General features: G+C 67.3%; 26 protein-coding genes. 12 read left to right on the top strand and 14 right to left on the bottom strand.

Going from position 1 to position 21768, the window contains the following annotated elements:
- Nucleotides 1-20 precede the first annotated feature (20 nt).
- Together EPL04_RS08095 and EPL04_RS08090 are read right to left on the bottom strand one after the other, a co-directional pair.
- Entirely contained in the window at nt 21-785 is a 765-nt protein-coding gene (locus tag EPL04_RS08095) for an MBL fold metallo-hydrolase (protein WP_134670823.1), read from the bottom strand.
- A gap of 38 nt (nt 786-823) precedes the next feature.
- The gene (locus tag EPL04_RS08090) at nt 824-1093 is read right to left on the bottom strand and encodes a MarR family transcriptional regulator (protein ID WP_134670822.1); all 270 of its coding nucleotides are present in this window, start codon (nt 1091-1093) and stop codon (nt 824-826) included.
- Between the two features lie 151 nt (nt 1094-1244).
- Between EPL04_RS08090 and EPL04_RS08085 the strand changes: the two genes are divergently transcribed.
- From EPL04_RS08085 to EPL04_RS08070, 4 genes are all read left to right on the top strand, one after another.
- Complete coding sequence (locus EPL04_RS08085; protein ID WP_134670821.1) at nt 1245-1646, top strand: PPOX class F420-dependent oxidoreductase; 402 nt, start codon at nt 1245-1247, stop codon at nt 1644-1646.
- Nucleotides 1647-1780: 134 nt separating this feature from the next.
- Nucleotides 1781-2488, top strand: a complete 708-nt coding sequence (locus EPL04_RS08080) for a class I SAM-dependent methyltransferase (protein WP_134670820.1) — start codon at nt 1781-1783, stop codon at nt 2486-2488.
- 143 nt (nt 2489-2631) lie between these two features.
- On the top strand, nt 2632-3582 hold the full coding sequence (locus EPL04_RS08075; protein WP_134670819.1) for a glycosyltransferase family 2 protein: 951 nt from the start codon (nt 2632-2634) through the stop codon (nt 3580-3582).
- Between the two features lie 235 nt (nt 3583-3817).
- Nucleotides 3818-4186, top strand: a complete 369-nt coding sequence (locus EPL04_RS08070) for a DUF7344 domain-containing protein (protein WP_209019595.1) — start codon at nt 3818-3820, stop codon at nt 4184-4186.
- Here the strand turns inward: EPL04_RS08070 and EPL04_RS08065 are convergent, their stop codons facing one another.
- The 9 genes from EPL04_RS08065 to EPL04_RS08025 form a co-directional block, all read right to left on the bottom strand.
- Nucleotides 4187-5011 carry an amidohydrolase family protein gene (locus tag EPL04_RS08065; RefSeq protein ID WP_134670818.1) on the bottom strand — a complete coding sequence of 275 codons (825 nt, stop codon included), beginning with the start codon at nt 5009-5011 and terminating at the stop codon, nt 4187-4189.
- A 150-nt stretch (nt 5012-5161) separates the two neighbouring features.
- Complete coding sequence (katG, locus tag EPL04_RS08060) at nt 5162-7300, bottom strand: catalase/peroxidase HPI (RefSeq protein ID WP_134670817.1); 2139 nt, start codon at nt 7298-7300, stop codon at nt 5162-5164.
- Nucleotides 7301-7679: 379 nt separating this feature from the next.
- Nucleotides 7680-7988 (bottom strand): ASCH domain-containing protein, encoded by a 309-nt coding sequence (locus EPL04_RS08055; protein WP_134670816.1) that lies wholly within the window; start codon nt 7986-7988, stop codon nt 7680-7682.
- A 42-nt stretch (nt 7989-8030) separates the two neighbouring features.
- Nucleotides 8031-8396 (bottom strand): DUF5518 domain-containing protein, encoded by a 366-nt coding sequence (locus tag EPL04_RS08050; protein ID WP_134670815.1) that lies wholly within the window; start codon nt 8394-8396, stop codon nt 8031-8033.
- Between the two features lie 43 nt (nt 8397-8439).
- The gene (gene npdG, locus EPL04_RS08045; RefSeq protein ID WP_134670814.1) at nt 8440-9108 is read right to left on the bottom strand and encodes an NADPH-dependent F420 reductase; all 669 of its coding nucleotides are present in this window, start codon (nt 9106-9108) and stop codon (nt 8440-8442) included.
- 129 nt (nt 9109-9237) lie between these two features.
- A complete protein-coding gene (locus tag EPL04_RS08040) occupies nt 9238-10146 on the bottom strand; it encodes a TIGR01548 family HAD-type hydrolase (RefSeq protein ID WP_134670813.1) in 909 nt (302 codons plus the stop codon).
- Between the two features lie 51 nt (nt 10147-10197).
- Nucleotides 10198-10599 carry a hypothetical protein gene (locus EPL04_RS08035; protein ID WP_134670812.1) on the bottom strand — a complete coding sequence of 134 codons (402 nt, stop codon included), beginning with the start codon at nt 10597-10599 and terminating at the stop codon, nt 10198-10200.
- A gap of 226 nt (nt 10600-10825) precedes the next feature.
- Nucleotides 10826-11614, bottom strand: a complete 789-nt coding sequence (locus EPL04_RS08030; protein ID WP_134670811.1) for a formate/nitrite transporter family protein — start codon at nt 11612-11614, stop codon at nt 10826-10828.
- A gap of 65 nt (nt 11615-11679) precedes the next feature.
- Nucleotides 11680-12780: a pyridoxal phosphate-dependent aminotransferase gene (locus EPL04_RS08025; RefSeq protein ID WP_134670810.1), complete on the bottom strand. Its 1101-nt coding sequence runs from the start codon at nt 12778-12780 to the stop codon at nt 11680-11682.
- Nucleotides 12781-12873: 93 nt separating this feature from the next.
- Here EPL04_RS08025 and EPL04_RS08020 point away from each other — a divergent pair, with 93 nt between their 5' ends.
- From EPL04_RS08020 to EPL04_RS07990, 7 genes are all read left to right on the top strand, one after another.
- Complete coding sequence (locus EPL04_RS08020; protein WP_134670809.1) at nt 12874-13230, top strand: ester cyclase; 357 nt, start codon at nt 12874-12876, stop codon at nt 13228-13230.
- A 209-nt stretch (nt 13231-13439) separates the two neighbouring features.
- Nucleotides 13440-14399: an AIR synthase family protein gene (locus EPL04_RS08015; protein WP_134670808.1), complete on the top strand. Its 960-nt coding sequence runs from the start codon at nt 13440-13442 to the stop codon at nt 14397-14399.
- Nucleotides 14400-14464: 65 nt separating this feature from the next.
- The gene (locus EPL04_RS08010; protein ID WP_134670807.1) at nt 14465-15535 is read left to right on the top strand and encodes a glucose 1-dehydrogenase; all 1071 of its coding nucleotides are present in this window, start codon (nt 14465-14467) and stop codon (nt 15533-15535) included.
- Complete coding sequence (gene gfcR, locus EPL04_RS08005; protein WP_134670806.1) at nt 15532-16182, top strand: transcriptional regulator GfcR; 651 nt, start codon at nt 15532-15534, stop codon at nt 16180-16182. Before EPL04_RS08010 ends, gfcR begins: the two co-directional genes overlap by 4 nt.
- 40 nt (nt 16183-16222) lie before the next feature.
- On the top strand, nt 16223-16564 hold the full coding sequence (locus EPL04_RS08000) for a glutaredoxin family protein (RefSeq protein ID WP_134670805.1): 342 nt from the start codon (nt 16223-16225) through the stop codon (nt 16562-16564).
- A gap of 108 nt (nt 16565-16672) precedes the next feature.
- Entirely contained in the window at nt 16673-17254 is a 582-nt protein-coding gene (locus tag EPL04_RS07995; RefSeq protein WP_134670804.1) for a DUF7110 family protein, read from the top strand.
- 433 nt (nt 17255-17687) lie between these two features.
- Nucleotides 17688-18659 carry a phosphoadenosine phosphosulfate reductase family protein gene (locus EPL04_RS07990; protein ID WP_134670803.1) on the top strand — a complete coding sequence of 324 codons (972 nt, stop codon included), beginning with the start codon at nt 17688-17690 and terminating at the stop codon, nt 18657-18659.
- A gap of 296 nt (nt 18660-18955) precedes the next feature.
- Here the strand turns inward: EPL04_RS07990 and EPL04_RS07985 are convergent, their stop codons facing one another.
- Complete coding sequence (locus EPL04_RS07985) at nt 18956-19147, bottom strand: DUF7333 family protein (RefSeq protein ID WP_134670802.1); 192 nt, start codon at nt 19145-19147, stop codon at nt 18956-18958.
- A gap of 37 nt (nt 19148-19184) precedes the next feature.
- Nucleotides 19185-19925: a hypothetical protein gene (locus tag EPL04_RS07980; protein ID WP_134670801.1), complete on the bottom strand. Its 741-nt coding sequence runs from the start codon at nt 19923-19925 to the stop codon at nt 19185-19187.
- A gap of 416 nt (nt 19926-20341) precedes the next feature.
- Between EPL04_RS07980 and EPL04_RS07975 the strand changes: the two genes are divergently transcribed.
- Nucleotides 20342-21199: a hypothetical protein gene (locus EPL04_RS07975; RefSeq protein ID WP_134670800.1), complete on the top strand. Its 858-nt coding sequence runs from the start codon at nt 20342-20344 to the stop codon at nt 21197-21199.
- Nucleotides 21200-21291: 92 nt separating this feature from the next.
- On the opposite strand, the gene EPL04_RS07970 is transcribed toward EPL04_RS07975, so the two are convergent.
- Entirely contained in the window at nt 21292-21690 is a 399-nt protein-coding gene (locus EPL04_RS07970; RefSeq protein ID WP_134670799.1) for a hypothetical protein, read from the bottom strand.
- Nucleotides 21691-21768: the final 78 nt, after the last annotated feature.

The raw sequence follows: 21768 nt of genomic DNA, 5'->3' as shown, positions 1-21768 counted from the left end.
CCCCGCGACCAAAAGCCGTGCTATCGCGGCGCCGCCCGCCGCCCGTCCCAGCGGACCGCTCGCTCGACGGCGAGCTTTTCGAGGTGGGCCGCGACGGTCCGGCGGGCGGCCTCCCGGACGTCCGAGACGTCTTTCTCGTAGGCGGCGTCGGTGACCGCATCGAGCGTGCACGCGCCGCCTCTGACCGCGGCCAGCACCTTCGACTCGCGGTCGAGGCGGTGGGCGAGCAGTCGCTCGATCCTCGCCCGCGGGTCGTCGATCGCGGGACCGTGGCCCGGGTGGAGTCGGCCGGGGTCCCGGGCGTAGAGTCGGCGGAGCGACGCGAGGTACGCCCGGAGGTCGCCCTCGTCGGCGCCGACCAGCACGCTCCCCTCGGCGACGACGAGATCGCCGGCGAGGACGGCCTCGCCCGCGACGAGCGCGACGTGGTCGGGCGCGTGGCCCGGCGTCTCCATCACCGTCGCGGGGCCGACCCCGGTCCCCTCACGGAACGTCCGGTCGGGCGCGACGCCCGTCGCACGCTCGAAGCGCGACTCGCGGCCCGCCCGCGCCCAGACGGTCGCCTCGCAGGTCTCGGCGTAGTGTGCGACCTCGTCGACGTGGTCGGGATGGGCGTGGGTGACGAGGACGTGGTCGACCTCCCGCCCGTCGACCGCGCGGTCGAGGGCGTCGGTCCTGCCGGCGGGGTCGACCAGCACCGCCGGCTCGCGGCCGACGAGGTAGGCGTTGGTGACACCGTGTGGCGACAGCGTCTCGGTCGGAACCGGAACGCGCTCGACGTTCACGTCCCGAGCGAGGGGCCGCACAGAGAAAAGCGTGGGCGTTACCGATCGAGGAAGTACACCTGCTTGCGCGCGTCCTGGAAGCTGTACCGCGAGTCGACGAGACTCTCTTCTTCGAGCCGATTCAGCGCGTACCGGACCGTCCGGTCGGGCAACAGCGATTCCTCGGCGAGCTGGCCCTGCGAGAGCGGCGAGTCCGTTTCGAGGACCTTCGCTACCAGTTTCGCGCTCGGGGGGAGGTCGCGGAGGCGCTCGCGGTACTCGTCTGCGGACTGTTCTGCGACCGGGGGCTCGTCCGTGGTCGTGCTCATACAGACACGACTCCCTGAACCCCTAGTAAATGTTGTCTATATGGCCGACTGTATTCTTTAAACACCTAATACACGCATCGGCGTCCGCGACGTTCGTTCCGGCGCTATCGGCGCCACCAAAAACTACGTGGCCGGAACCCCGAGAGCCGATATGGAGGAGATTCCCGACGCGTTCTCGGACCTGTTCGAGCGCGAGACGTTCGCGAGCTTCGCCACGCTGATGCCGGACGGGACGCCGCAGGTGACGCCGGTCTGGATCGACGAGGACGACGGCCACCTGCTCGTCAACACCGCGCGCGGCCGCCGGAAAGAGCGCAACGTCGAGCGCGACCCCGAGGTGGGCGTCTGCGTGCTGGACCCCGACGACCCGTATCGGTACGTCTCGGTCCGTGGCGAAGTCGTCGCGGTGACCGAGGACGGCGCAGGCGACCACATCGACGCCCTCGCCCGACGGTACATGGACGTCGAAGAGTACCCCCACCACGGCGAGGAGTCGGGGCCGCGAGTGATCGTCCGGATTCGCCCCGACCGCGTCGTCGCGAACGGGGAGTAATCGCCGACGGCCGCCGCGAGCGCCCCGTTCGGGACGTCTCCGATCGGGCCCCGGTGTCGGCGTCGGGAGTGGTCGGCGTCGAGACGTATCCCTACCGTTTTAGTCCCCCGGTGGACTACGGGAAGACGAGAAGCGTGAAAGGAGAGGAGTGGTACCAGGCCGACGAGGTCGCCGAGGAGTACGAGGAGAAGCGATTCTCTCGGGGTGGGCGACTCATCGACCGCCGTGAGAAGCAGGCCGTTCTGGACGCGATCGGGCCGGTCGACGACCAGAACGTCCTCGAGATCGCGTGCGGCACCGGACGATTTACCGTCATGCTCGCCGAGCGGGGCGCCGACATCGTCGGACTCGACATCTCGGCGGCGATGCTCCAGCAGGGCCGCCAGAAGGCCCGCGACGCCGGCGTCGCCGACCACCTCGAGTTCATGCGCGGGGACGCCGCGCGCCTCCCGTTCCCCGACGACCACTTCGATACGGTGTTCGCGATGCGGTTTTTCCACCTCGCGGACACCCCCGCCGCCTTCCTCTCGGAGATGTGCCGGGTCGCCGCCGACAGGGTGGTCTTCGACACGTTCAACGGGACGAGCACCCGAAGCATCTACAACTGGTTGCTCCCGATGGGGTCGCGGCTCTACGCCCGCTCGGAGGTCGAGAAGCTCCTCGAGGGCGCGAACCTCGAACTGGTGAACGCCGAGCACGACTGGATCCTCCCCTACGGATTCTACCGGAAGATTCCGGGGTCGATCGCCGACCCCATCCGCGACGCCGACACGACGATCGGCGACCTCCCGTTCGCGGACCGGTTCGCGTCGGTCTCCTATTGGACCGCTCGCGTTCGGTGACCCGCGATCCCGCGGTCCCGCGATCCCGCGATCCCGCGGTCCCGCGGTCGGTGTACCATTCTCTGGCCGGACGCGGTTCGGTCGGGACGACCCCGCGACGAAGGCCGAACCGTTTTTAAACTTCCGTCGGGACGTTGCGTGATATGAAGCTATCCGTGGTGGTTCCGACGCTCAACGGGCGCGAGCGCCTCGCGGTGTGCCTCGACGCGCTGGCGCTCCACGCCCCCGACGCCGAGGTCATCGTCGCCAACGGGCCCTCGGCCGACGGAACCACCGGGATGGTCCGGGAGCGCGAGGACGTCGACGTGCTCGTGGAGGTCGCAGACAGGAAGCTGAACGTCGCTCGGAACGCGGGCATCGCGGAGGCGACCGGCGACGCGATCGCGGTGATCGGGCAGGACACGATCGTCGAGGCGACGTGGGCCGACGCGGTCCGGGAGGCGCTGGCCGACGCCGCGGTCGTCACCGGCCCGGTCCACCGCGCGGTGCGGGCGGGGATGACGACCGAGTCCGTCGAGCGCCGCACGATCCGGGGCCGGGAGGTCACCTACTTCGACGGGGGCAACGTCGCGTTCACCCGGGAGGCGATCGAGGCCGTCGATGGGTTCGACGAGTATCTGGCGACCGGCGGCGCCCGCGACTGCGCCCACCGGCTGGCGGGCGCCGACTACGAAGTCGTCTGGTCGCCGACCGCCTGCGTGACCCGCGAGGACGAGGAAGACGACCGAGACGACCGCGACTGGGGCTGGAAGTACCGCGCGCTCGCCTACCGCCTGGTCAAGAACTACGGCCCCCGTCCGGGAATCTTCGGGCGGACCGGCCGCGACGCGGCCGCCGACGCGATCGAGAGCGCCGCCGACGTGGTCCGGGGCGACGGTGCGCCGTCGACGTGGTTCGGCAACGGCAAGCGCGTGCTCGTCAACGCGGCCATCGGCTCGAAGGACGGGTTCGTCGCCCGACTCCGGGACCGCACCGAGACCCACAACCCCTACGGGTTCTCCTCGCGGGCCGATCGGGCGGTCGAGCGCTACGACTGGCGCGAGTCGGATCGATCGGACGCCTCGACGGTCGCGTCCGACGCGTCCGGGCGGTGACGCGGTCGGGACCGACCCGACCGCGCAGTCGGCCTTTTGAGTGACGGTTCGGGCGGTCGAGACGCTCTCGGACGGCCTCGAACGCCGGTATTCGGCCCACACCCCGGCGGCGTTTCGGGGTCTCTCGAAGCGACTGCGCGGGGTGAAACGGTCGAAACGAACCGAAGATTTAAGTGACGAAACGAATGGGAACGAACCGCGAAGTTAAGTCCGCACTCGGGGAAAATACGATCGAATGGCGCTCGCAAATATAGATGCACACGAGCGAATCGACCGGTCCTATCGGCTTCTCGCCGACGTCCGCCGGCGACGCGTCCTCTACGCGCTGGAGGCGAACGACGAGATCACCGTCGACCGCCTCGCGGAGCGACTCGCCCGGTCGGGGGTCGCCGAGAGCACCGAACGGGCGGCCGCGTCGCTCGTACACACTCACCTCCCGAAACTCGCCGACGCCGGCGTGATCGAGTACGAACGCGAGGCGGGCCTCGTCGCGGCCGACGACGGCGTCGCCGTGCTCGAACCGTTTCTGGACCGACCCCGCGAGATCGAACCCGACGTAGAGCAGTGGTCGGTCGCCGACCACGCCTCCAGAGAAGTCTCGTAGTCACTCGCTCTCGGGCGAGAGGCCGTCGATGACTCGCGAGGGGTTCTTGTCGAACACTTTCCGCATCGCGTCTTCGGGCACGTCGAGGGTGAGTATCTCCATCACCGCCACGTTGGGGTGGGCCGACGGCGCACCGCTCCCGAACAGGACCCGATCGGGGTGTTCCATCACCGCCCGCTCCAGCAGGTCCCGGTAGCGGACGTAGCTGGTGTCGAGATACCACTCGTCGTGGTGTTCGAGCATGTCGATGGCCTCGGTCATGAGTTCGCGGTTCAGCGGGTGGCCGCCGAAGTGTGCGAGCACGAGCGGGAACGACCGCGAGAGGAGCGTGTCCGCGACCGCACCGGGCGTGAACCCCTCGCCGGCGTGGACGAGGACCGGAAGGTCGACCGCCTCGAGCCGGTCGAGGGTCTCCTCGTCCGGGAGGCCGTCGGCGACGGGGTCGAGCTTGAACCCGTGAAACCTGTCGTCGTAGGCGTACTGCTCGACGTCCTCCGGCGAGGTGTGGTGTTCTTTCCGGCGCGCGGTCAGGTTTCGAAGCCGCGAGGAGGCCGTCTCACCGGGGTCTCGCGGTCCGTTGATCCGGGCGAAGGTGAGAAACGGTCGCTCGACGCTCCGGCGAGCCACCGCGTTGTTCGCGCTCACGTACCCGCCGTCGGGGCGCTCGCCCGGGAACACGACCGACCGCACCACGCCGGCCTGGTGCATCTCTCGTTCGAGTCGGTCGGGGCTGATGGCCCGTCCGAGCGTCTGCACGCCGCCCGCGTCCGCGTTCAGGCGGGCGTGAACGTCCACCACCCGAAACCGGTGCTCCAGCTCCAGCATCGAGTGAGAGTTGGGAGCTACGCTATTTTTCAGTGTCGGTTGCGCCGGACACGGAGAGAACGGATCGGCGATCCGGACCCGGCGGGGGCCTCGTAGCCGAGAACGGAAAAATCGAGTCGTCGCCGTCCCGGGAGTCGCCGGGATCGGCGGTTACTCGAGGTCGAAGCGGTCGAGGTGCATCACTTTGCTCCACGCGTCGACGAAGTCGCGGACGAACTTCTCCTCGCCGTCCTCGCTACCGTAGACCTGCGAGATGGCTCGAAGCCGGGAGTTCGACCCGAAGATGAGGTCGACGCGACTGCCCTTCCACTTGAGCTCGCCCGTCTCGCGGTCGTAGCCCTCGTACACCTCTTTGGAGTCCGAGACCTGTTCCCACTCGGTGCTCATGTCGAGCAGGTTCTCGAAGAAGTCGTTGGTCAGCGTGCCCGGCCGGTCGGTGAAGACGCCGAGCTCGGACTGCTGGTAGTTCGCGTTCAGCGCGCGCATCCCGCCGACCAGCACCGTCATCTCGGTCGCCGTCAGGTCGAGGAGGTCGGCCTTGTCGACCAGCAGGTCCTCGGCGGGGCCGTCGTACTGGCCGCCGAAGTAGTTACGGAACCCGTCGACTTTCGGCTTGAGCGCCTCGAACGATTCGACGTCCGTCTGGTCCTCGGTGGCGTCGACGCGACCGGGCTCGAACGGGACCTCGACGTCGTAGCCGGCCTCGGCGGCCGCCTGCTCGACGGCCGCACAGCCGCCCAGCACGATGAGGTCGGCGAGCGAGACCCGCGTATCGTCGGTTCGCGAGTCGTTGAACGCCGCCTGAATCTCTTCGAGCGTCTCCAGTACGGTCGCGAGCTGTTCGGGCTCGTTGACTTCCCAGCTCTTCTGGGGTTCGAGCCGGATGCGCGCGCCGTTGGCGCCGCCGCGCTTGTCGCTCTCGCGGTACGTCGACGCCGCCGCCCACGCGGTCTTGACCAGCTGGGGGACCGACAGCTCGGAGTCGAGGAGGTCGGCTTTGAGCTCGTCGATCTCCTCGTCGCCGATCACGTCGTAGTCGGCGTCGGGGAGCGGGTCCTGCCACAGCATCTCCTCGTCGGGCACCTCGGGACCGAGGAACCGCTCGGGCGGGCCCATGTCGCGGTGGGTGAGCTTGTACCAGGCCTTCGCGAAGTTGATGCCGAACTCCATCGGGTTGTCCTGGAAGCGCTCGATGATCTCCCGGTAGTCCGGGTCGCGCTTCAGCGCGATGTCCGTCGTGAGCATCATCGGCGTCACCGTCTCGCCGTCCTCGTGGGCCGCGGGCACCGAGTCCTGAATCTCCTCGTCGACCGGCACCCACTGCCAGGCGCCGCCCGGCCCCTTCTGGGCCGCCCACTCGTAGTCGAGCAGGTTGTCGAGGTAGCCCGTGTCCCACTGGGTGGGCGCCTGCGTCCAGGGGCCCTCGATGCCGCTGGTGATGGTGTCTTGGCCCTTACCCGAGCCGTAGTCGCTCTCCCAGCCGAGGCCCTGGGCCTCGATCGGGGCGGCCTCGGGCTCCGGGCCGACGTGCTCGTCGGGGTCGGCGGCGCCGTGGACCTTTCCGAACGTGTGGCCGCCCGCGATGAGTGCGACCGTCTCCTCGTCGTTCATCGCCATCCGGCTGAACGACTCCCGGATGTTCTCCGCCGACGCCTCCGGGTCGGGGTTACCGTCCGGCCCCTCGGGGTTCACGTAGATGAGGCCCATCACGGTCGCGCCCAGCCCCTCGTGGAGCTTGCCCTCCTCGTCGAAGCGCTCGGAGGCCTCCCACTCGTCTTCGGGCCCCCAGTCGACCGCCTGATCGGACTTGAACGCGTCCTCGCGGCCGCCGGCGAAGCCGACCGTCCGGGCGCCCATCGACTCGATGGCGACGTTCCCGGCCAGAATGATCAGGTCGGCCCACGAGAGCTCGCGGCCGTACTTCTGTTTGACCGGCTCGAGGAGTCGCCGCGCCTTGTCGAGGTTCGCGTTGTCGGGCCAGCTGTTGAGCGGGGCGAGCCGCTGGGCGCCCTCGGAGGCGCCGCCGCGACCGTCGGAGGTCCGGTACGTACCGGCGCTGTGCCACGCCATCCGGATGAAAAGCGGTCCGTAGTGGCCGTAGTCGGCGGGCCACCAGTCCTGGGACGTCGTCATCACGTCCTCGATGTCCGCCTTCACCTCTTCGAGGTCGAGGTTCTGGAACGCCTCGGCGTAGTCGAAGTCCTCGTCGTGGGGGCCCAGATCGCGGTCGTTCTGGTCGAGGATGTCGAGGTCCAGCCGGTCTGGCCACCAGTCTTTGTTCCGCACCATTACAGATCGCCCTCCGCAGTCTCGTCGGTCGCCGTCAGGTCGTCCGAACGAGCCTCGCCGCGCTCGCGGTTCGCATTATCTGCTGACATTTGTAGGTTTCACTCGTTCCAAAAAGAGAACCGCGACTACAAAAAAGTAGGTGATTTCGGGTAGTCTCGGTTGCCTTAGGGAAAAATTTCTTTTGGATACCTGAAATGCGGGGCGACCGGCGGCGGTCCTCGGCCTCGGGGACGGCGACCGAAACGGGTCCTCCGAGCGATCGTGTCGGCATGTCACACACTGGTCCGTCGGATTATCGGTCACAGTGTACCCGCCGGTCCGACAGCGGCGTCGCTGGTGGCGCTTGATCCGCTCGCCGAAGAAGACCGCCGGTCGGGCGCTACGCCACGCGCTCGAACCGGTGGAGGACGACCTCGCTGTCGTCGTCCCACTCGAAGTTGTCGTGGGCGCGATCGAGTATCTCGCGGTACTGATCCAGATCCCGCATTCCCTCGGCGTGGGCGTCCTCGTCGGTCAGGTCGCCGAGTCGGCGCTCGCGGACCGCGACGACTTCGAACGCCTCGCCGTCGATCTCGAACCGGTCGCCCTCGTCGGCGTACTGGTCGCCCCGGTGTATTTGGGTCACCTCGCCGTCCAGCGCGCCCTGTCGCATCCGCTCGTTCGGCAGGATCGTGTCCGGATCTACCATACCGGGTTCGAGGGACGCCACCGGCAAAGCTGTTGGGTCGGACTACTTCGTCGCGATCCAGCCGCCGACTGCGCCGGCGAGCGCGCTCTCGACGCCCATCACGACCGCGACGAACAGCGCGAACAGGAAGACGCTCCCGCCGAGTATCGGCCCGAGCGGGCCGAGCCCCACCGCGCCGACCGCGCTGACGAGCGCGCCGAGGATCACCGCGAGGACGATTCCGCCGATCGAGCCGGCGAGCAGGCCGTGCCACGCGCCCCTCGCCCAGCCGCCGCCCGCGAGCACGCCCGCGACGAGGCCGCCGAACAGTCCCGCCGCGAGCTGGCCGACGCCCGGGAACAGCGCGCCGATCCCGCCGACTACCAGTTCGACGAGGAAACCGACCGCGACCGCGTACCAGTTTGTCATCTCGACCGTCGGTAGGTCCCGAAGCGAGATAAGGCTACTTGGGCTACTCGAAGGTCACGCCCACGTCGTGCATCCCCTCGTTCTCCATCGCGATGTTGATCAGAAGCGGCGTCAGGCTCTCGACCTCGGCGGCGTTGGCCGCCGGCCCGGCCGACAGCGCTCGGAGTCCTTCGATCTGGTCGGCGAGGGTCCCGACCGTCTCGACGGCGTCCTCGTCGTCGCCCACCACGAGCGTGTCCAGATCGAGTTCGACGTCGAGGTTCGCGAGCCGGTCGGCCGAGAGATTGTGGAACGCCCCCACCACGGGCACGCCTTCGGGCGCGGTCTCGGCGACCAGTTCGGTGACCGAGCCGACTCCGGGCGGCTTGTAGTGAAAGCCCGACTCGTCGCGGTCCATCCCGACCGCGGGGCTCACCAGCGCGTCGGCGTCCCCGATCCGGTCGGCGACCGCCTCGACCGTGTCCCGGACGTGATAGGCCGGCACCGCAAGCACCACCACGTCGGCGCGGTCGGCCGCCATCTCGTTGGCGAACCCCTTCACCTCGCGGTCGACGCCGCGGCTGTCGAGTTCCGTCACGTACTCGTCGGCCTTCTGGCGGGCCCGACCCGCGTCCCGAGACCCGATCAGGATCTCGTGGTCGGTGTCCTGAGCCCACCGCAACGCGAGGGCCTGTCCGATGTCGCCGGTCCCGCCGAGGAGTGCGATTCGCATACCGGCTGTTCGGGCCGGGGACGGATTAAGTATTCCTCACCGCGGCGAGCGTTCCGACGCCGGCTCGGTCGGTCCGCGGGGACGGATACCACCTGTGTTCTCCGGGAACGACTCGTCGCCGGGCGATCGCTATTCGAGCAGGTCGGGCAGGTCGTTGACCGAATCGACGACCGCCTCGGCGCCCGCCTCCTCGTACTTCCGGCGGCCCGCCTCGCCGGTGAGGCCGCCGGTCAGCACGCCCACGCCGTAGTAGTCCCGGTCGGGGTCGGCCTCGGCGGCGTTGCGCGCCGTCTTCACGTCGTCGAGGGTGTCGCCGACGAACACGACCGTCTCGACGCCGCCGGACTCTCCCCGGTCGCTCGAAGCGCTCGCGGCGTCGGCCTCGAAGCGCTCGGCCAGCGTCACGAGGGCGTGCGGGTGGGGTTTGCCCCGCTCCCAGTCGTCCATGGTGAACCGTCGGTCGTCGGGCACGTCGAGGTTCGCCCGGCGCTGGGCGATGTCGGCCTCGTCGGCGGGTCGGCCCGTGACGATCCCGAGCGGGTAGTCGGCCAGCGCGTCGAGGGTCGCCCGTTCGAGGATCACCGGCTCGTCGTGGATGAATCCCGGCGCGTCGATGTCGGGCTCCTCGCCCTCGATGTCGGCGTACAGCTCAGCGCCGAGGTAGAGCTGTTGGAACACCGCCCGGAGCGCGTCGGTGTCCCAGTCGGCGCGAGCGCGCTCGCGGGCCGCCGACGGGAGGGCGTCGTCGACGACCGCCTCGGCGGCCGCGAGTCCGCCGCCGCGCGCTTCGATCCGGTCGGTGTACGCCTCGACGTCCATCGCCAGCCCCTCCCGACTCGCGAGGACGTAGAGGGCCGCGGCGTAGGTGAGTTCCCAGTCGTTGTTGAACCCGCCCGCGTCCTTGAACGCCTGCACGTCGGCCTTCTCGACGGTGTCGCCGTGGACGCGCTCGATCGACTCCACGATCGCTCGCCGGTAGGAGTCGGCCACGTCTACGACCACGCCGTCGATGTCCAGTACGACCGCGTCTACCTGCATGCGTGGCGGTTGTGAGCCGTCGGTCAAGGTTCTTCCGACGCCGGACGGGGGCTACTGGTCCGCGACCCACTCGCGGGCTTCGTCTAGACTGTCCGTCAGAAACGGTTCGTACGGCGCGTCGGTCATATTCTCGTTGAGTCCTTCCATCTCCATCTTGGAGATGACGCTGTCGGAGTGGACCTGGGCGCTGTATTGAACGCCCGCGTCGACCATCTTTGGAATCCACTCCTCCTCTAACCACTCCTTGTCTTCTTCGTCGTGGGCCTGAACGTTGCTCGTGTCGACGACTAGCTTCGAAGCACCTTTCGCTTCGATCGCGTCGAGGAGCGCACTACAACCCTGACGGAACGCCTCGCCCGACGTGTACCCAGTCCATGTGTGAATTACGGCGCCGATGTCGCTGTCCCACTCGATCGTGAAGTCGGCCTCGTCTTCGTACACCTTTTGTGGCATAATTGGGTTTGTGAAAAGTTATCATAAAAATCTACGCACCCGGTGATCAATTCTAATAATCGGTCCCTCAATCATCGATTTTGTGCCGTATATTAATATCCGGGACTGTGATCGAAAGGCCTCGCCTCGGACGATCGGTAGCTGTCACGCAATTCGGCCCGCCGGACCGCGTGGGGCCTTGAACGCCGACCGGGGAACCGTCGGAGTCAGTAGTAAACCCGTGCACTCACTCGCCGGACTCGCGGGCGCCTTTCACCTGTGCGACGTGGCTAAACGTGACCAGTCCGAGCCCGCCGACGAGGTTCCCCGCCGTGACGACCGCGGTCGTCGCCGCCAGCGCCCCGAGTCCCACCTCCGCGCCCAGAAAGACGCCGAACAGGACGTGGAGCACGGTCACGATGACGTGGTCGAAGGGGCCGAGGGTCAACAGCACCCCGACGACGTACGCGAGCGCCATCCGACTCCCGACGGTGTCGACCGCCGAGAGCAGAAACGAGAGCAGGGCGACGAGCATCCCGCCGGTGAGCGCCTTCACGAACTCGGCGGCGGCCGTCCGGTGGACGATCTCGGCGCCCGTCGTTCGCAGGACCGCCGGCGCGCCCGACGGGAGCGCGCCCTCGACCGAGAGGAGATAGACGAACGGCGCGCCGCCGACGAGGTTGAACACGAAGGTGAGCGTCCACAGTCGGACGAGCGGGCCGGCCTGCCACGAGTCGGCCCGGTCGGCCACGTACGCGGTCGGGTCGAAGAAGTTCTCGCTGAACAGCTCGGTCCGGCCGACGACCAGAAACACGACGCCGACGCCGAACGCCAGCGCCCCCGCGACCTTCGCGGCCTCGCCGATCGCGGGCTCGACCGCGGCCTCTACGATCCCGAGCGCGACCATCCCGAACACGACGGTGAACCCCGCGATGAAGCTCGTCGAGATCAGTTCGAGCGCCGACTGGTCGAGTCGGCGCTCGCCCTCTTCGACCGCCCGGTCGAAAATCTCCGACGGGTCTGGTGGGACGGACACGACAGTACGGGCGTCGGACGGGCTGAAAAGCGTTGTAGCCGGGTGCGCCGCACCGGCGTCGGCGACTACCCGAAGTAGTCGGCCAGCCGGTCGGCGGCCTCCTCGACGCGCGGGCTCACCAGCGCGAACCGGAGCCAGTCGGACCGCGACTCGCCGAACGCCTCGCCGGGCATCCCGGCGACGCCGGCGCCGTCGATGAGCGCCTCGACGTTCTCGATCGTGCCGGGGAACTCGGGGAACCGCGCCATCACGTAGAACGCGCCGTCGGGACTGGAGTAGTCGGCGCCGGCCGCGTCGAGCGCGTCGGTGAACGTCTCGACGCGCTCTTTGAGGAGCTTGCGGTTGGCCTCGTAGTAGGCCGGGTCGGTGTTCCGGAGCGCCGCCAGGACCGCGTACTGGCCCGGCCGTGTCGTGGCGACGTTGGTCAGCATGTGACGGGTCTTGGCAACGTCGACGAGCGACTCGGGGAAGACGGCGTATCCGACCCGAAAGCCCGTGATGGCGAACGTCTTCGAGTAGGAGTTGGTGACAACGCGGTGGTCCGAATCGAACGCCAGCGCCGAGGTGAACTCCCCGGAGAAGTCGAAGTGGTCGTACACCTCGTCGCTGATCAGCAACGCGTCGTTGGCCTCGGCGATCGCCACCAGTTCGGCCATCGTGTCCTCGTCGTACACCGCGCCGGTCGGGTTGTTCGGCGTGTTGACGACGATGGCGGCCGTCTCCTCGCTGGCGGCCTCGCGCACGGCCGCGGGGTCGAGGGTGCCGTCCTCGGCGACCGGAACGTACCGGGCGCTCGCGCCCAGCATCGTCGTCTTGCCGGGGTAGTAGGGGTAGACGGGGTCGGTGAGCAGGAACTCCGAGCCCCGCTCGCGCTCCAGGGCGCGGGCCATCGCGAGGTAGTTGGCCTCGCCGCCGCCGTTGGTCACGACGATCTGGGACTGGTCGACGTTCCGGCGCTGGGCGATCTCCTCTCGAAGCTCGAACAGCCCCTCGCTCGGCGGGTACTGGAAGTCGGCGCCCCCGAGGTCGGCGTACTCGTGGAGGCCCTCGCTTATCGCGTCGGGCGACCCCCAGTCGGGGTTGCCGCTCACCATGTCCACGACGTCGCGATCGGCCTCGGCCGCGTACTGCATCACGCGGAAGAACAGCGGCGTGTCGTACTCCATACAGGCTCCTCGGACGCCGAGCAAGTCTTTCTTTCGCTCGGTCCGGCTTGCCACTTCCGTAAGCGACTCCCCGCCGCCGTCCGATCTCCCGGTATGGCAACTGCCGACCCGCAAGTCGTTCGGGACTACTACGACCACGTAGACGAGGAAGACTACGAGGCGGTGTTCGCGCTGTTCGCCGACGACGTGACCTACGAGCGGCCCGGTCAGGCGTCGCTCGACGGGATCGAGGCGTTCCGGGAGTTCTACCTCGAAGACCGGCCCCTCGACGACGGGAGCCACGAGGTCCACGACCTCGCGGTCGACGGCGACACGGTCGCCGTCCGGGGCAGTTTCACCGGCGAACAGGACGGCGAGGCGGTGTCGTTCGGGTTCGCGGACTTCCACCGGTTCGACGGGGAGGGCCGGATCGCCGAGCGGTGGACCTACACCGACCGCGACGCGGTTTGAACCGCGACGTTTTTGGCGGGGTTCGAGCGCGCGAAGCGAGCGAGGACCCCGCCAAAACGTCGACGAAAAAGCCGACGGCTCGGTCGAAGGCCTCGCCGTTGGGGAACCGCCTCGCTTCGCTCGGCGGAGACGGCCGGCCCGATCCAGCCGCCGGCGCCGGCGACTGCCCCTTCGCGGGGACTTACGTACCCGGCCCTCTCAGCACGACTATGGTCGGCAAACTCGACCCCGACGACCTGGCGGCCTTCGTCCTCTCGCGGACGGGCGCGCCCGATGACGACGTGGAGATGGGCCCGGCGTACGGCGAGGACGCCGCCGCGATCCGGTTCGGCGACCGACTGCTGGTCGCCAGCTCCGACCCCCTCTCGCTGGCCCGCGAGCGCCTCGGAACGCTGGCGGTCAACGTCGCGTGCAACGACGTGGCCGCCTGCGGCGCGGACCCCCGGTGGCTCACGAACGTCGTCTTCCTCCCCGACGACGACCCCGAGACTCTCGACGTGCTCACCGACCAGATCGACGCCGAAGCCCGGGAGCTCGGCGTCTCGATCGTCGGCGGCCACTCAGAGTACGTCCCCGCGCTCGACCGGCCGATGGTGTCGATGACCGCGCTCGGGGCCGCCGACGCGTACGTCCCGACCGGCGGCGTCGACCCGGGCGATCGCGTCCTGCTGACCAAGGGCGCGGGGATCGAGGGGACCGCGATTCTCGCGACCGACTTCCGCGAGGCGACCGGCGCCGACGCGACGACGCTCCGGCGGGCCGAGGGCTTCTTCGAGGAGATCAGCGTCGTCCCCGAGGCCGCCGCCCTCCGGGGGACCGCCACCGCGATGCACGACCCGACCGAAGGCGGCCTGCTCGCCGGGGCCGTCGAGATGGCGACCGCCTCGGGCGTCCGGATCGACGTCGACCGCGACGCGGTGCCGGTCCGCGAGGAGACCGCCGCGCTCTGCGCGACGATGGACGTCGATCCCCTCCGGATCTTCGGCTCCGGGGCGCTGTTGGCCGCGGTCCCCGAGGAAGCGGTTGACGACGCGCTCGCGGCGCTCGACGACGCGGGCGTCGCGGCCAGCGAGATCGGCGTCGCGCGCGAAACTGACGCTCCGGGCGTCGACCTCGACGGCGAACGCGTCGGGAGCGTCCGCGACGACCTCTACGACCTCTGGGAGTAGCCGAACGGCGAACGTTTACTCGTAATAGAATAAATCTTTTACCGGCCGGGTTCCAACTGCTATCCATGCACGCTGTCGTCATCCGCCGCGGCGAAAGCGCCCCCGCGGTCGTCGAGAAGCCCCGTCCGAGCCCCTCGGCGGGCGAGGCGCTCGTCCGGACCCTGCGGGTGGGCGTCGACGGGACCGACCACGAGGTCATCGAGGGCCGCCACGGCGGGGTCCCCGAGGGCGAGGACCACCTCGTCCTCGGCCACGAGGCGGTCGGCGTCGTCGCCGACCCGAACGACACCGACTTCGAGGAGGGCGATATCGTCGTCCCGACGGTCCGACGGCCCCCGCCCGAGGGGTCGAACGAGTACTTCGAGCGCGGCGAACCCGACATGGCCCCGCCCGAGGCCTGCGTCGAGCGCGGTATCGACGGCGCTCACGGCTTCATGGCCGAGTACTTCGCGAGCCCGGCCGAGTACCTCGTCCCGATGCCCGACTCGTACGCCGAGTGGGGCTTTCTGATCGAGCCCATCAGCATCTCCGAGAAGGCGATCGCACACGCCGCGGCCTCGCGGTCGGCGTTCGACTGGACCCCCGAGTCGGGGCTGGTGCTCGGCAACGGGAGCCTCGGACTGCTCACCCTCGCCATGCTCGACCAGCGCGGGTACGACCGCATCTACTGTCTCGGCCGGCGCGACCGCCCCGACCCGACGATCGACGTCATCGAAGCGCTCGGCGGGACGTACGTCGACTCCCGGGAGACGCCGGTCTCGGAGATCCCGGCGGCCCACGAGCCGATGGACTTCGTCTACGAGGCGACGGGGTACGCGAAACACGCCTTCGAGTGCGTCCAAGCGCTCGCGTCCGGCGGGGTCGCGGCCCTGCTCGGGGTCCCCGAGCCGTGGCACTTCGAGGTCGACGGCGGGCGCCTCCACAAGGAGCTTGTGATGCACAACAAGGCGGTCGTCGGGAGCGTCAACTCCAACCGCGAGCAGTTCGCCGCCGCGGTCGAAACGCTCGCGGAGTTGCCCGAGTGGTTCCTCGAAGACCTCGTTACCGGCGTCTACGACCTCGACGAGTACGAGACTGCGTTCGAGGACCACGACGAAACGACAATAAAGACCGCCGTCCAATTCGATCAGATATGAAGAACATCGACGACCTCATCGAGAGCGCGGCGGAGCTGGCCCAGCAGGGGCTGTCGAAGGGCGAGATCGCCGACGAGCTCAACGTCTCGCGAGAGACCGCGAGCTGGCTGGTCGAGCGAAGCGGGGGCGCGGACGGCGCCCGGTCGGTGTCCGAGCCCGGCCCCGCCGCGGGCGGCGGCCCGCACGACATCCACGTCGACTGGTCGGCGCTGGGTCGGGACAGCGCCCGGCTCCACCACGCCGCGGCCGCGATGGCCGATCTGCTCGCCAAGCAGGGCGAGGAGATCGATCTCACCATCGGCGTCGAGAAGGCGGGCGCGCCGCTCGCCACGTCGGTCGCGCGCGAACTCGACACGGACCTCGGGACCTACGCGCCCCGCAAACATCAGTGGGAGGAGGGCGACATAGACGACCTCGGAGGCACCTTCTCCCGGAACTTCGCCCAGATCCGCGATCGGGAGTGTTACGTGGTCGACGACACCATCACCAGCGGCACGACGATGACCGAGACCGTCGAGGCGATCCGCCAGGAGGGCGGCGAGCCGGTGGCGTGCTGTGTCCTCGTCGACAAGCAGGGCGTCGACGAGATCGAGGGCGTGCCGGTCCACTCGCTCATCAACGTCGTCCGGGTGGGCAACGACGACTGACGTCGCAACTTCTTTCCACGCCGGGCACCTATCGGAGCGTATGACGTTCCAACCCGAGAGCGACCTGACCGACGAAGAGGTCCACGAGCGCGTCGACTCGGCGATCGCCGACAACGACGTGGTGCTGTTCATGAAGGGCAACGAGCTGATGCCCCAGTGTGGCTACTCCCAGAAGGCCCTGGAGCTCATCTCCGCCCACCGCGACGACTACGAGACCGTCGACGTGCTCGAGGCGCTCGACGCCTACCGGGCGGCCCTCGAAGACCACAGTGGGTGGGAGACGATCCCCCAGACGTTCGTCGACGGGGAGTTCGTCGGCGGGAGCGACGTGCTGGCCGAACTCGACGAGCGCGGCGAACTCGCGGCGGAGCTGTCGGCGTAAGTGTTTTTACGTGATCCAGAAACGGGACCAAAAGAGTAGCTCATATATGTTCGGACCACCTACATACCCGCGTACCGCGTTGTCAGCCGGGAACCTTCAGTACTACAAATGACGGGGCAAGTATATCGACTTCACTCGACGCTCGAACTGCCGCTAGAAACCGTATACGACTACTTCGAGGAGGACCCGGACCTCCCGCCCGAGATCGCGAGCGTCGACATCACGCGGCGCAAGAACACGCTGATCATCAGCGCCGTCGCGGACGACGAGACCATCAGCAAGTACACGCCGACCGCACAGCTCAAGGCCAGCATCTCCGAGACCCGCGTCTACACCGAGGAAGAACAGGAGCTTCGAAACGGGCCCCGATGGAACGACGACCTCGACGAAGACGAGGAAGATCAGGAACCGCTCGGCGAACTCATCGAGGTCGCGGCGTTCAAGGGCGACCGCGAGACCGTCCTCCAGAACACCGCGGTCCAGTACCCGATGTTCCTCGTGCTCTGTGACCTCGCGCGCCAGGCCGAGAAGGGCACCCTCACCGCGATCACCGAGGTCGACGGCGAACTTCAGGCGACCCGGATCGTCGACGGCGAGGACCGTCCGGCCTCCATCGAGGTCGTCGAAGGCCCCAACGCGAACTCCTCGGGCGACAGCGGCGTCAACTGGCGGGACAACGAGTTCATCTAAGACGACCTTTTATTGGGGGCGGCGCATGAACGCGCCGCCCTTGCAAAAGCTCGATCAAAAACCGGCGCTTCTCCCGCCGTTCGCTGCGCTCACTCCGGTCGTCGCTTGGTCCGCTCGCTCACTGCGTTCGCTCGCGGTAGAGCGGCTTCCGACAACTGCACCGCTCAGCACCCCGACCGCATTTGCAGTATCGCGACCGCACCATCAGCGCCGCGACTGCACCAACAGCGCCGCGACCGCACCATCAGCGCCGCGACCGCACGCGACCACCGCCGCGTTCTCGGGTGCGAACGGCGCCGAAAGCGTGTTCCGACGTCCCAACAGAGAGACCCTGAGATGCGAGTATACGGGGCCTGACGGGTCGGAGGCTCGGCCTGTCGTCGCGGAGAGCCGAAAAGCACTTTAGGCGCGTAATTAGATGTAATTACGAACGATGCCCGAAGACTTCCCCGACTACGTCGACGTAGACTACACCGACGGCGAAGGCGAGAACCCCGAGGACTACGCCTCGATGGAGCACAAGATCGAGAAGGCGATCGAAGTCACCCGCCAGGGGCTCGAACAGTACGAGAACCCCGCGGTGATGTGGACCGGCGGGAAAGACTCGACGCTGACGCTGTACTTCATCAAGGAAGTCGCCGAGAAGTACGGCTACGACACCCCGACCGCGGTGTTCATCGACCACTACCAGCACTTCGACGAGATCCACGACTTCGTCGAGAAGTGGGGCGACCGGTGGGACCTCGACGTCGTCTACGCCCGCAACGAGGACGTCGGCGAGTACGTCGAGGCCAACGACCTGACGCCGGGCGACGACATCCCGATCGACGCGCTCAACGAGCACAACCAACACCACGTCCGGGAGATCCTCGAGTACGAGGAAGACACCTTCCCGTTCTTGCTCGACACCTACGTGGGCAACCACCTGCTGAAGACCGTCGCGCTCAACGACGCCATCGAGGCCGAGGACATCGACGGCATCATCTCGGGCGTCCGGTGGGACGAACAGGAGGCCCGCGCCGACGAGACGTTCTTCAGCCCGCGCCACGACCCCGACATCTACCCGCCCCACGACCGCGTCCAGCCGATCCTCCAGTTCGACGAGCGGGCGGTCTGGGACACCTTCTGGCACTACGTCGTGCCGGACACCGTCGAGGAGTTCCCCGACGAAGGCTACGTCCCGCAGACCGACGACGACCTCCCCAACGGACTCACTCAGGACGACATCCCGGTCAGTCCGAAGTACTTCGCCGGCTTCCGGTCGCTGGGGAGCGAAGTCAGCACCGAGAAATCCGACGAGGAGCCCGCGTGGCTTCAGGACCTCGAAGACACGACCGAGCGGGCGGGCCGCGCCCAGGACAAAGAAGACCTGATGGAGCGCCTGCGCGATCTGGGCTACATGTAGAACCTTTTGCAGTGGTCGGCGCACAAACGCGCCTCCCTTGCAAAACGTTCATGAAAAACGCGTCGTCGCCCCCTCAATCACGCGCCAAGGCGCGTGATTTTGAGGGCTCCTCGGTCCGCTCGCTCGGGCTACGCCCTCGCTCGCGGCGGTTGTGAGACCGCGTCGAACGTCCAGAGCGGCTCCGATTTCTTCGTCCCGATACACGACGCCCTCCTTCTCGAAATTCGCTCCCGAGGAACCGGCCGAATCCGGCCAGCGTCGGGCGCGGCCACAGAAGCTGAGCTCGGGTCCGCTCGTCAGTGGGTCGCCCGGTACTCGCCGTGCTTGACCCCGACGAACAGCGCCACGAGGCCGAACGCCAGCATCGAGGGGGTCACCATCATCAACACGGTGCTCGTCGCCATGAATCCCATCCCGATGAGCGCCGCGGTCCCGACGGCGACGATCGCGAGCAGTACCCCGACGGTCGCGCCAAGCGTGAACTCCATACCCGGACGTGGGGACGACACCGCCAAAAACGTTGCTCTACGCCGACTTCGGCCGGACCACGTCGGCCAGAGTCACCAGCAGGCCGACCAGCCACCCGACCGGCACCGAGATGCCGAACCACATCGCGACGTAGTTGGCGCCTTCGAGCGTGAACTGCTCGCGCAGGAGGGTGTTGAGACCCCAGAGGTCGAGCGGGTTGTCGAGGATCCAGATCGCCAGCGTGTAGCTGTTGTCGAGCACGACCGACGAGAGGGTCGGCGAGTACAGCGCCGCCACCACCGGCGGCAGGAACAGCGCGCTCATCGCGAACGGGTATGCGAGCAGGACGGTGCTCGCCCGGCCGCCTCGGGTGCCGGTGAGGTACGCCAGCGCGGCCGCGACGGTCGCGATCCCGCCGGCGGCCCCGACCGCCAGAAAGCCGGTCGTCGAGAACCGGAGTCGGGCCAGCGCGGTCAGCCCGCTCCAGACCAGGATCGAGACCAGAATCACGCCGAGCGCGCCGAGCCGGGTCGCGGTGCCGTCGATCCGCCGGGTGTAGTACCGGACGGCGAACCCGACGAGAGCGAGGGGGTAGAGCGCCGCGACCACCGGCGCGCCGAGCGCGCTCCACGCCCGATACGCGATCTTGCCCGAGGTCGACGAGGGCTCCCACTTGCCGAGGACGCCGGTCTCGGTCCCTCGCTGGCGCGGGAAGAAAAGCGCCATCCAGCTCTCGTGCAGTCGCTTCAGGTCGTACCGTATCGCCCCCGCGAAGCCCGTGGTGGTTCCGCCGTGCATCTCCACCATTTCATACGAGATGGCCGATATGAAGTTTCGGGATTGGAGGCGGCGCGCGCGGGTCGTGAACGCCGCGGCGGACGGTCGACGGTGCCGATGCGCGGGAGCCACACCGGCCGGCGAACCACGAGGTCGGACGCGAACGCCGACGGTTCCAGTAGTCGCGGGGCGCAGTCGACGAGGTCTCGCTGTTTGCTGAGCCTGCGCGGGCGGGTCGCTAACAGAACCCCACGTCCCTGTCGAAATCATCTTCTTCAGATGCGTTCTCGTCCGAAACAGCTGGTCGCTGAAACGTACGAACTTATCCGAGTTCACCGATAAGACGTGCCGATAGACTACGATCCTGCATCGACCGCAACCGGATCAGAATATGTCACTGCTGAATATTTTAACGGTCCCGGAAATACGGAACAACAATGGAGCTTACAGAGGGATTCGATGCTACAGAACCGACACATAGACTCGTCACTCGGAATCTATCCGGTGTTACGGACTGGGACGATCTCGGCAGTGTGACAGTCGAGAACCGGGCGATTAGCGTTCTGATGGACTACGGAACCGTCGTCCATCTGGGGCTTGATCCAAACCACGCTCAATTTGAGACTGTACAACGGGAGCTCATGCAGGTCCCCGACTCGAAACGTATCTTTGTCGGTTCGGGGCACGAATTTCGAGCGTCGCTTCCCGAGGACCGACCGTTGATCGAGTCATTACTCGAAATCCCGGACGGTGATACTGATGGGTGGACGGACCGTCTGTTCTCCGTCGTCGAACTTGCAGTTCTGACCAACCACTCGTGGCTGTATCGCTCAGTGCCCCACGAGGCCCATATCCGAGAAATCAACGCGGGGGGCCAGGAGGAAGTGATTGAGAAACTGAACGAGACACTTGCTCAGGTGCGAGGTTCGGCTGTCGTTCCGTTCGGTGGGGTCGCCTCTTGGACTGCTGGCGGTACCACGTACGATCTGAAATGGGACTCACTCTATTGCTCCGATACCGAGAAGAGCGCGTCATACGATTTAGAACGATTGAAGCAGGTGATTGGACTGTTTTCTGCGGGTGTCCTCCGTCTCGATTGGAAGCCGGTATCCGAGGGGTCGTTACTCGGTCGAATGGTTTGGCGAGTCGTAGATTCAGAGAGCGCTACTCCACCAGCACGAGTCGAGATACCTACTGGTGAAGCCGGAGAACGGATACTGGATGCGTTCCGTCAGCTACGTGCGGAACTCGGATATGAATACGCTGTCGAGACGGCTTCGGATCAGCACCCCTGATCAGCCTAGAGTCGCTAATTGGTTCGTCTGTACCGACCGATCGAGGATACAAACCGATCACCTACTAAGCGGTCCAACAGAGCCAGACGCACCTATTCGAGATACGAATGCTGATACGAAGCCCCGTAGACGACAACGAACAGGACGAACCCGAGACCCCCGAAGAAGATCCGGCCCGAGACGTTTGTTGGCGTGATCAGGTGTCGCAGACGCACGTCGAAAAGGAGGCCGGCGACGACGGAGAACACGACGGACGCGACGAGGAGGCCTTTCCAGACTCGCCACGCCAGATCCCACAATCGGGAAAGAGAGTACGACCGGCGGGTGTAGAGCAGACCGACGAGCACGCTACACCCGAGAGCGATCGCAAGCCACCACCGCGGCCTCAGTACTGCGATGGCGCCGAGAAAGTACCAGAACAGTGGAACGGACACGACGAAAAAAGCCGCGAGCGAAGAGAGGAATCGATAGTTCTGGCGGTAGTCTGCCATTTCACTACACCATCCTCGGTGGAATCACGTCAGTTTGTCGTACGATCTACGAGCAGGCGAGATTCGGACAGAAAGGGC

This window comes from Halorussus marinus (assembly GCF_004521895.1).
GTDB classification, from domain to species: domain Archaea; phylum Halobacteriota; class Halobacteria; order Halobacteriales; family Haladaptataceae; genus Halorussus; species Halorussus marinus.
Note: the sequence above shows the minus strand (reverse complement) of the source record. Positions and strands in the feature narration are given on the sequence as shown.

Excerpts from the sequence above, each read along its gene's own strand:
- EPL04_RS08090 (WP_134670822.1), bottom strand. The coding sequence starts at position 1,093 with ATGAGCACGACCACGGACGAGCCCCCGGTCGCAGAACAGTCCGCAGAC.
- EPL04_RS08085 (WP_134670821.1), top strand. The coding sequence starts at position 1,245 with ATGGAGGAGATTCCCGACGCGTTCTCGGACCTGTTCGAGCGCGAGACG.
- EPL04_RS08075 (WP_134670819.1), top strand. The coding sequence starts at position 2,632 with ATGAAGCTATCCGTGGTGGTTCCGACGCTCAACGGGCGCGAGCGCCTC.
- EPL04_RS08070 (WP_209019595.1), top strand. The coding sequence starts at position 3,818 with ATGGCGCTCGCAAATATAGATGCACACGAGCGAATCGACCGGTCCTAT.
- EPL04_RS08065 (WP_134670818.1), bottom strand. The coding sequence starts at position 5,011 with ATGCTGGAGCTGGAGCACCGGTTTCGGGTGGTGGACGTTCACGCCCGC.
- katG (WP_134670817.1), bottom strand. The coding sequence starts at position 7,300 with ATGGTGCGGAACAAAGACTGGTGGCCAGACCGGCTGGACCTCGACATC.
- EPL04_RS08055 (WP_134670816.1), bottom strand. The coding sequence starts at position 7,988 with ATGGTAGATCCGGACACGATCCTGCCGAACGAGCGGATGCGACAGGGC.
- EPL04_RS08050 (WP_134670815.1), bottom strand. The coding sequence starts at position 8,396 with ATGACAAACTGGTACGCGGTCGCGGTCGGTTTCCTCGTCGAACTGGTA.
- npdG (WP_134670814.1), bottom strand. The coding sequence starts at position 9,108 with ATGCGAATCGCACTCCTCGGCGGGACCGGCGACATCGGACAGGCCCTC.
- EPL04_RS08040 (WP_134670813.1), bottom strand. The coding sequence starts at position 10,146 with ATGCAGGTAGACGCGGTCGTACTGGACATCGACGGCGTGGTCGTAGAC.
- EPL04_RS08035 (WP_134670812.1), bottom strand. The coding sequence starts at position 10,599 with ATGCCACAAAAGGTGTACGAAGACGAGGCCGACTTCACGATCGAGTGG.
- EPL04_RS08025 (WP_134670810.1), bottom strand. The coding sequence starts at position 12,780 with ATGGAGTACGACACGCCGCTGTTCTTCCGCGTGATGCAGTACGCGGCC.
- EPL04_RS08020 (WP_134670809.1), top strand. The coding sequence starts at position 12,874 with ATGGCAACTGCCGACCCGCAAGTCGTTCGGGACTACTACGACCACGTA.
- EPL04_RS08015 (WP_134670808.1), top strand. The coding sequence starts at position 13,440 with ATGGTCGGCAAACTCGACCCCGACGACCTGGCGGCCTTCGTCCTCTCG.
- EPL04_RS08010 (WP_134670807.1), top strand. The coding sequence starts at position 14,465 with ATGCACGCTGTCGTCATCCGCCGCGGCGAAAGCGCCCCCGCGGTCGTC.
- gfcR (WP_134670806.1), top strand. The coding sequence starts at position 15,532 with ATGAAGAACATCGACGACCTCATCGAGAGCGCGGCGGAGCTGGCCCAG.
- EPL04_RS08000 (WP_134670805.1), top strand. The coding sequence starts at position 16,223 with ATGACGTTCCAACCCGAGAGCGACCTGACCGACGAAGAGGTCCACGAG.
- EPL04_RS07995 (WP_134670804.1), top strand. The coding sequence starts at position 16,673 with ATGACGGGGCAAGTATATCGACTTCACTCGACGCTCGAACTGCCGCTA.
- EPL04_RS07990 (WP_134670803.1), top strand. The coding sequence starts at position 17,688 with ATGCCCGAAGACTTCCCCGACTACGTCGACGTAGACTACACCGACGGC.
- EPL04_RS07985 (WP_134670802.1), bottom strand. The coding sequence starts at position 19,147 with ATGGAGTTCACGCTTGGCGCGACCGTCGGGGTACTGCTCGCGATCGTC.
- EPL04_RS07980 (WP_134670801.1), bottom strand. The coding sequence starts at position 19,925 with ATGCACGGCGGAACCACCACGGGCTTCGCGGGGGCGATACGGTACGAC.
- EPL04_RS07975 (WP_134670800.1), top strand. The coding sequence starts at position 20,342 with ATGGAGCTTACAGAGGGATTCGATGCTACAGAACCGACACATAGACTC.
- EPL04_RS07970 (WP_134670799.1), bottom strand. The coding sequence starts at position 21,690 with ATGGCAGACTACCGCCAGAACTATCGATTCCTCTCTTCGCTCGCGGCT.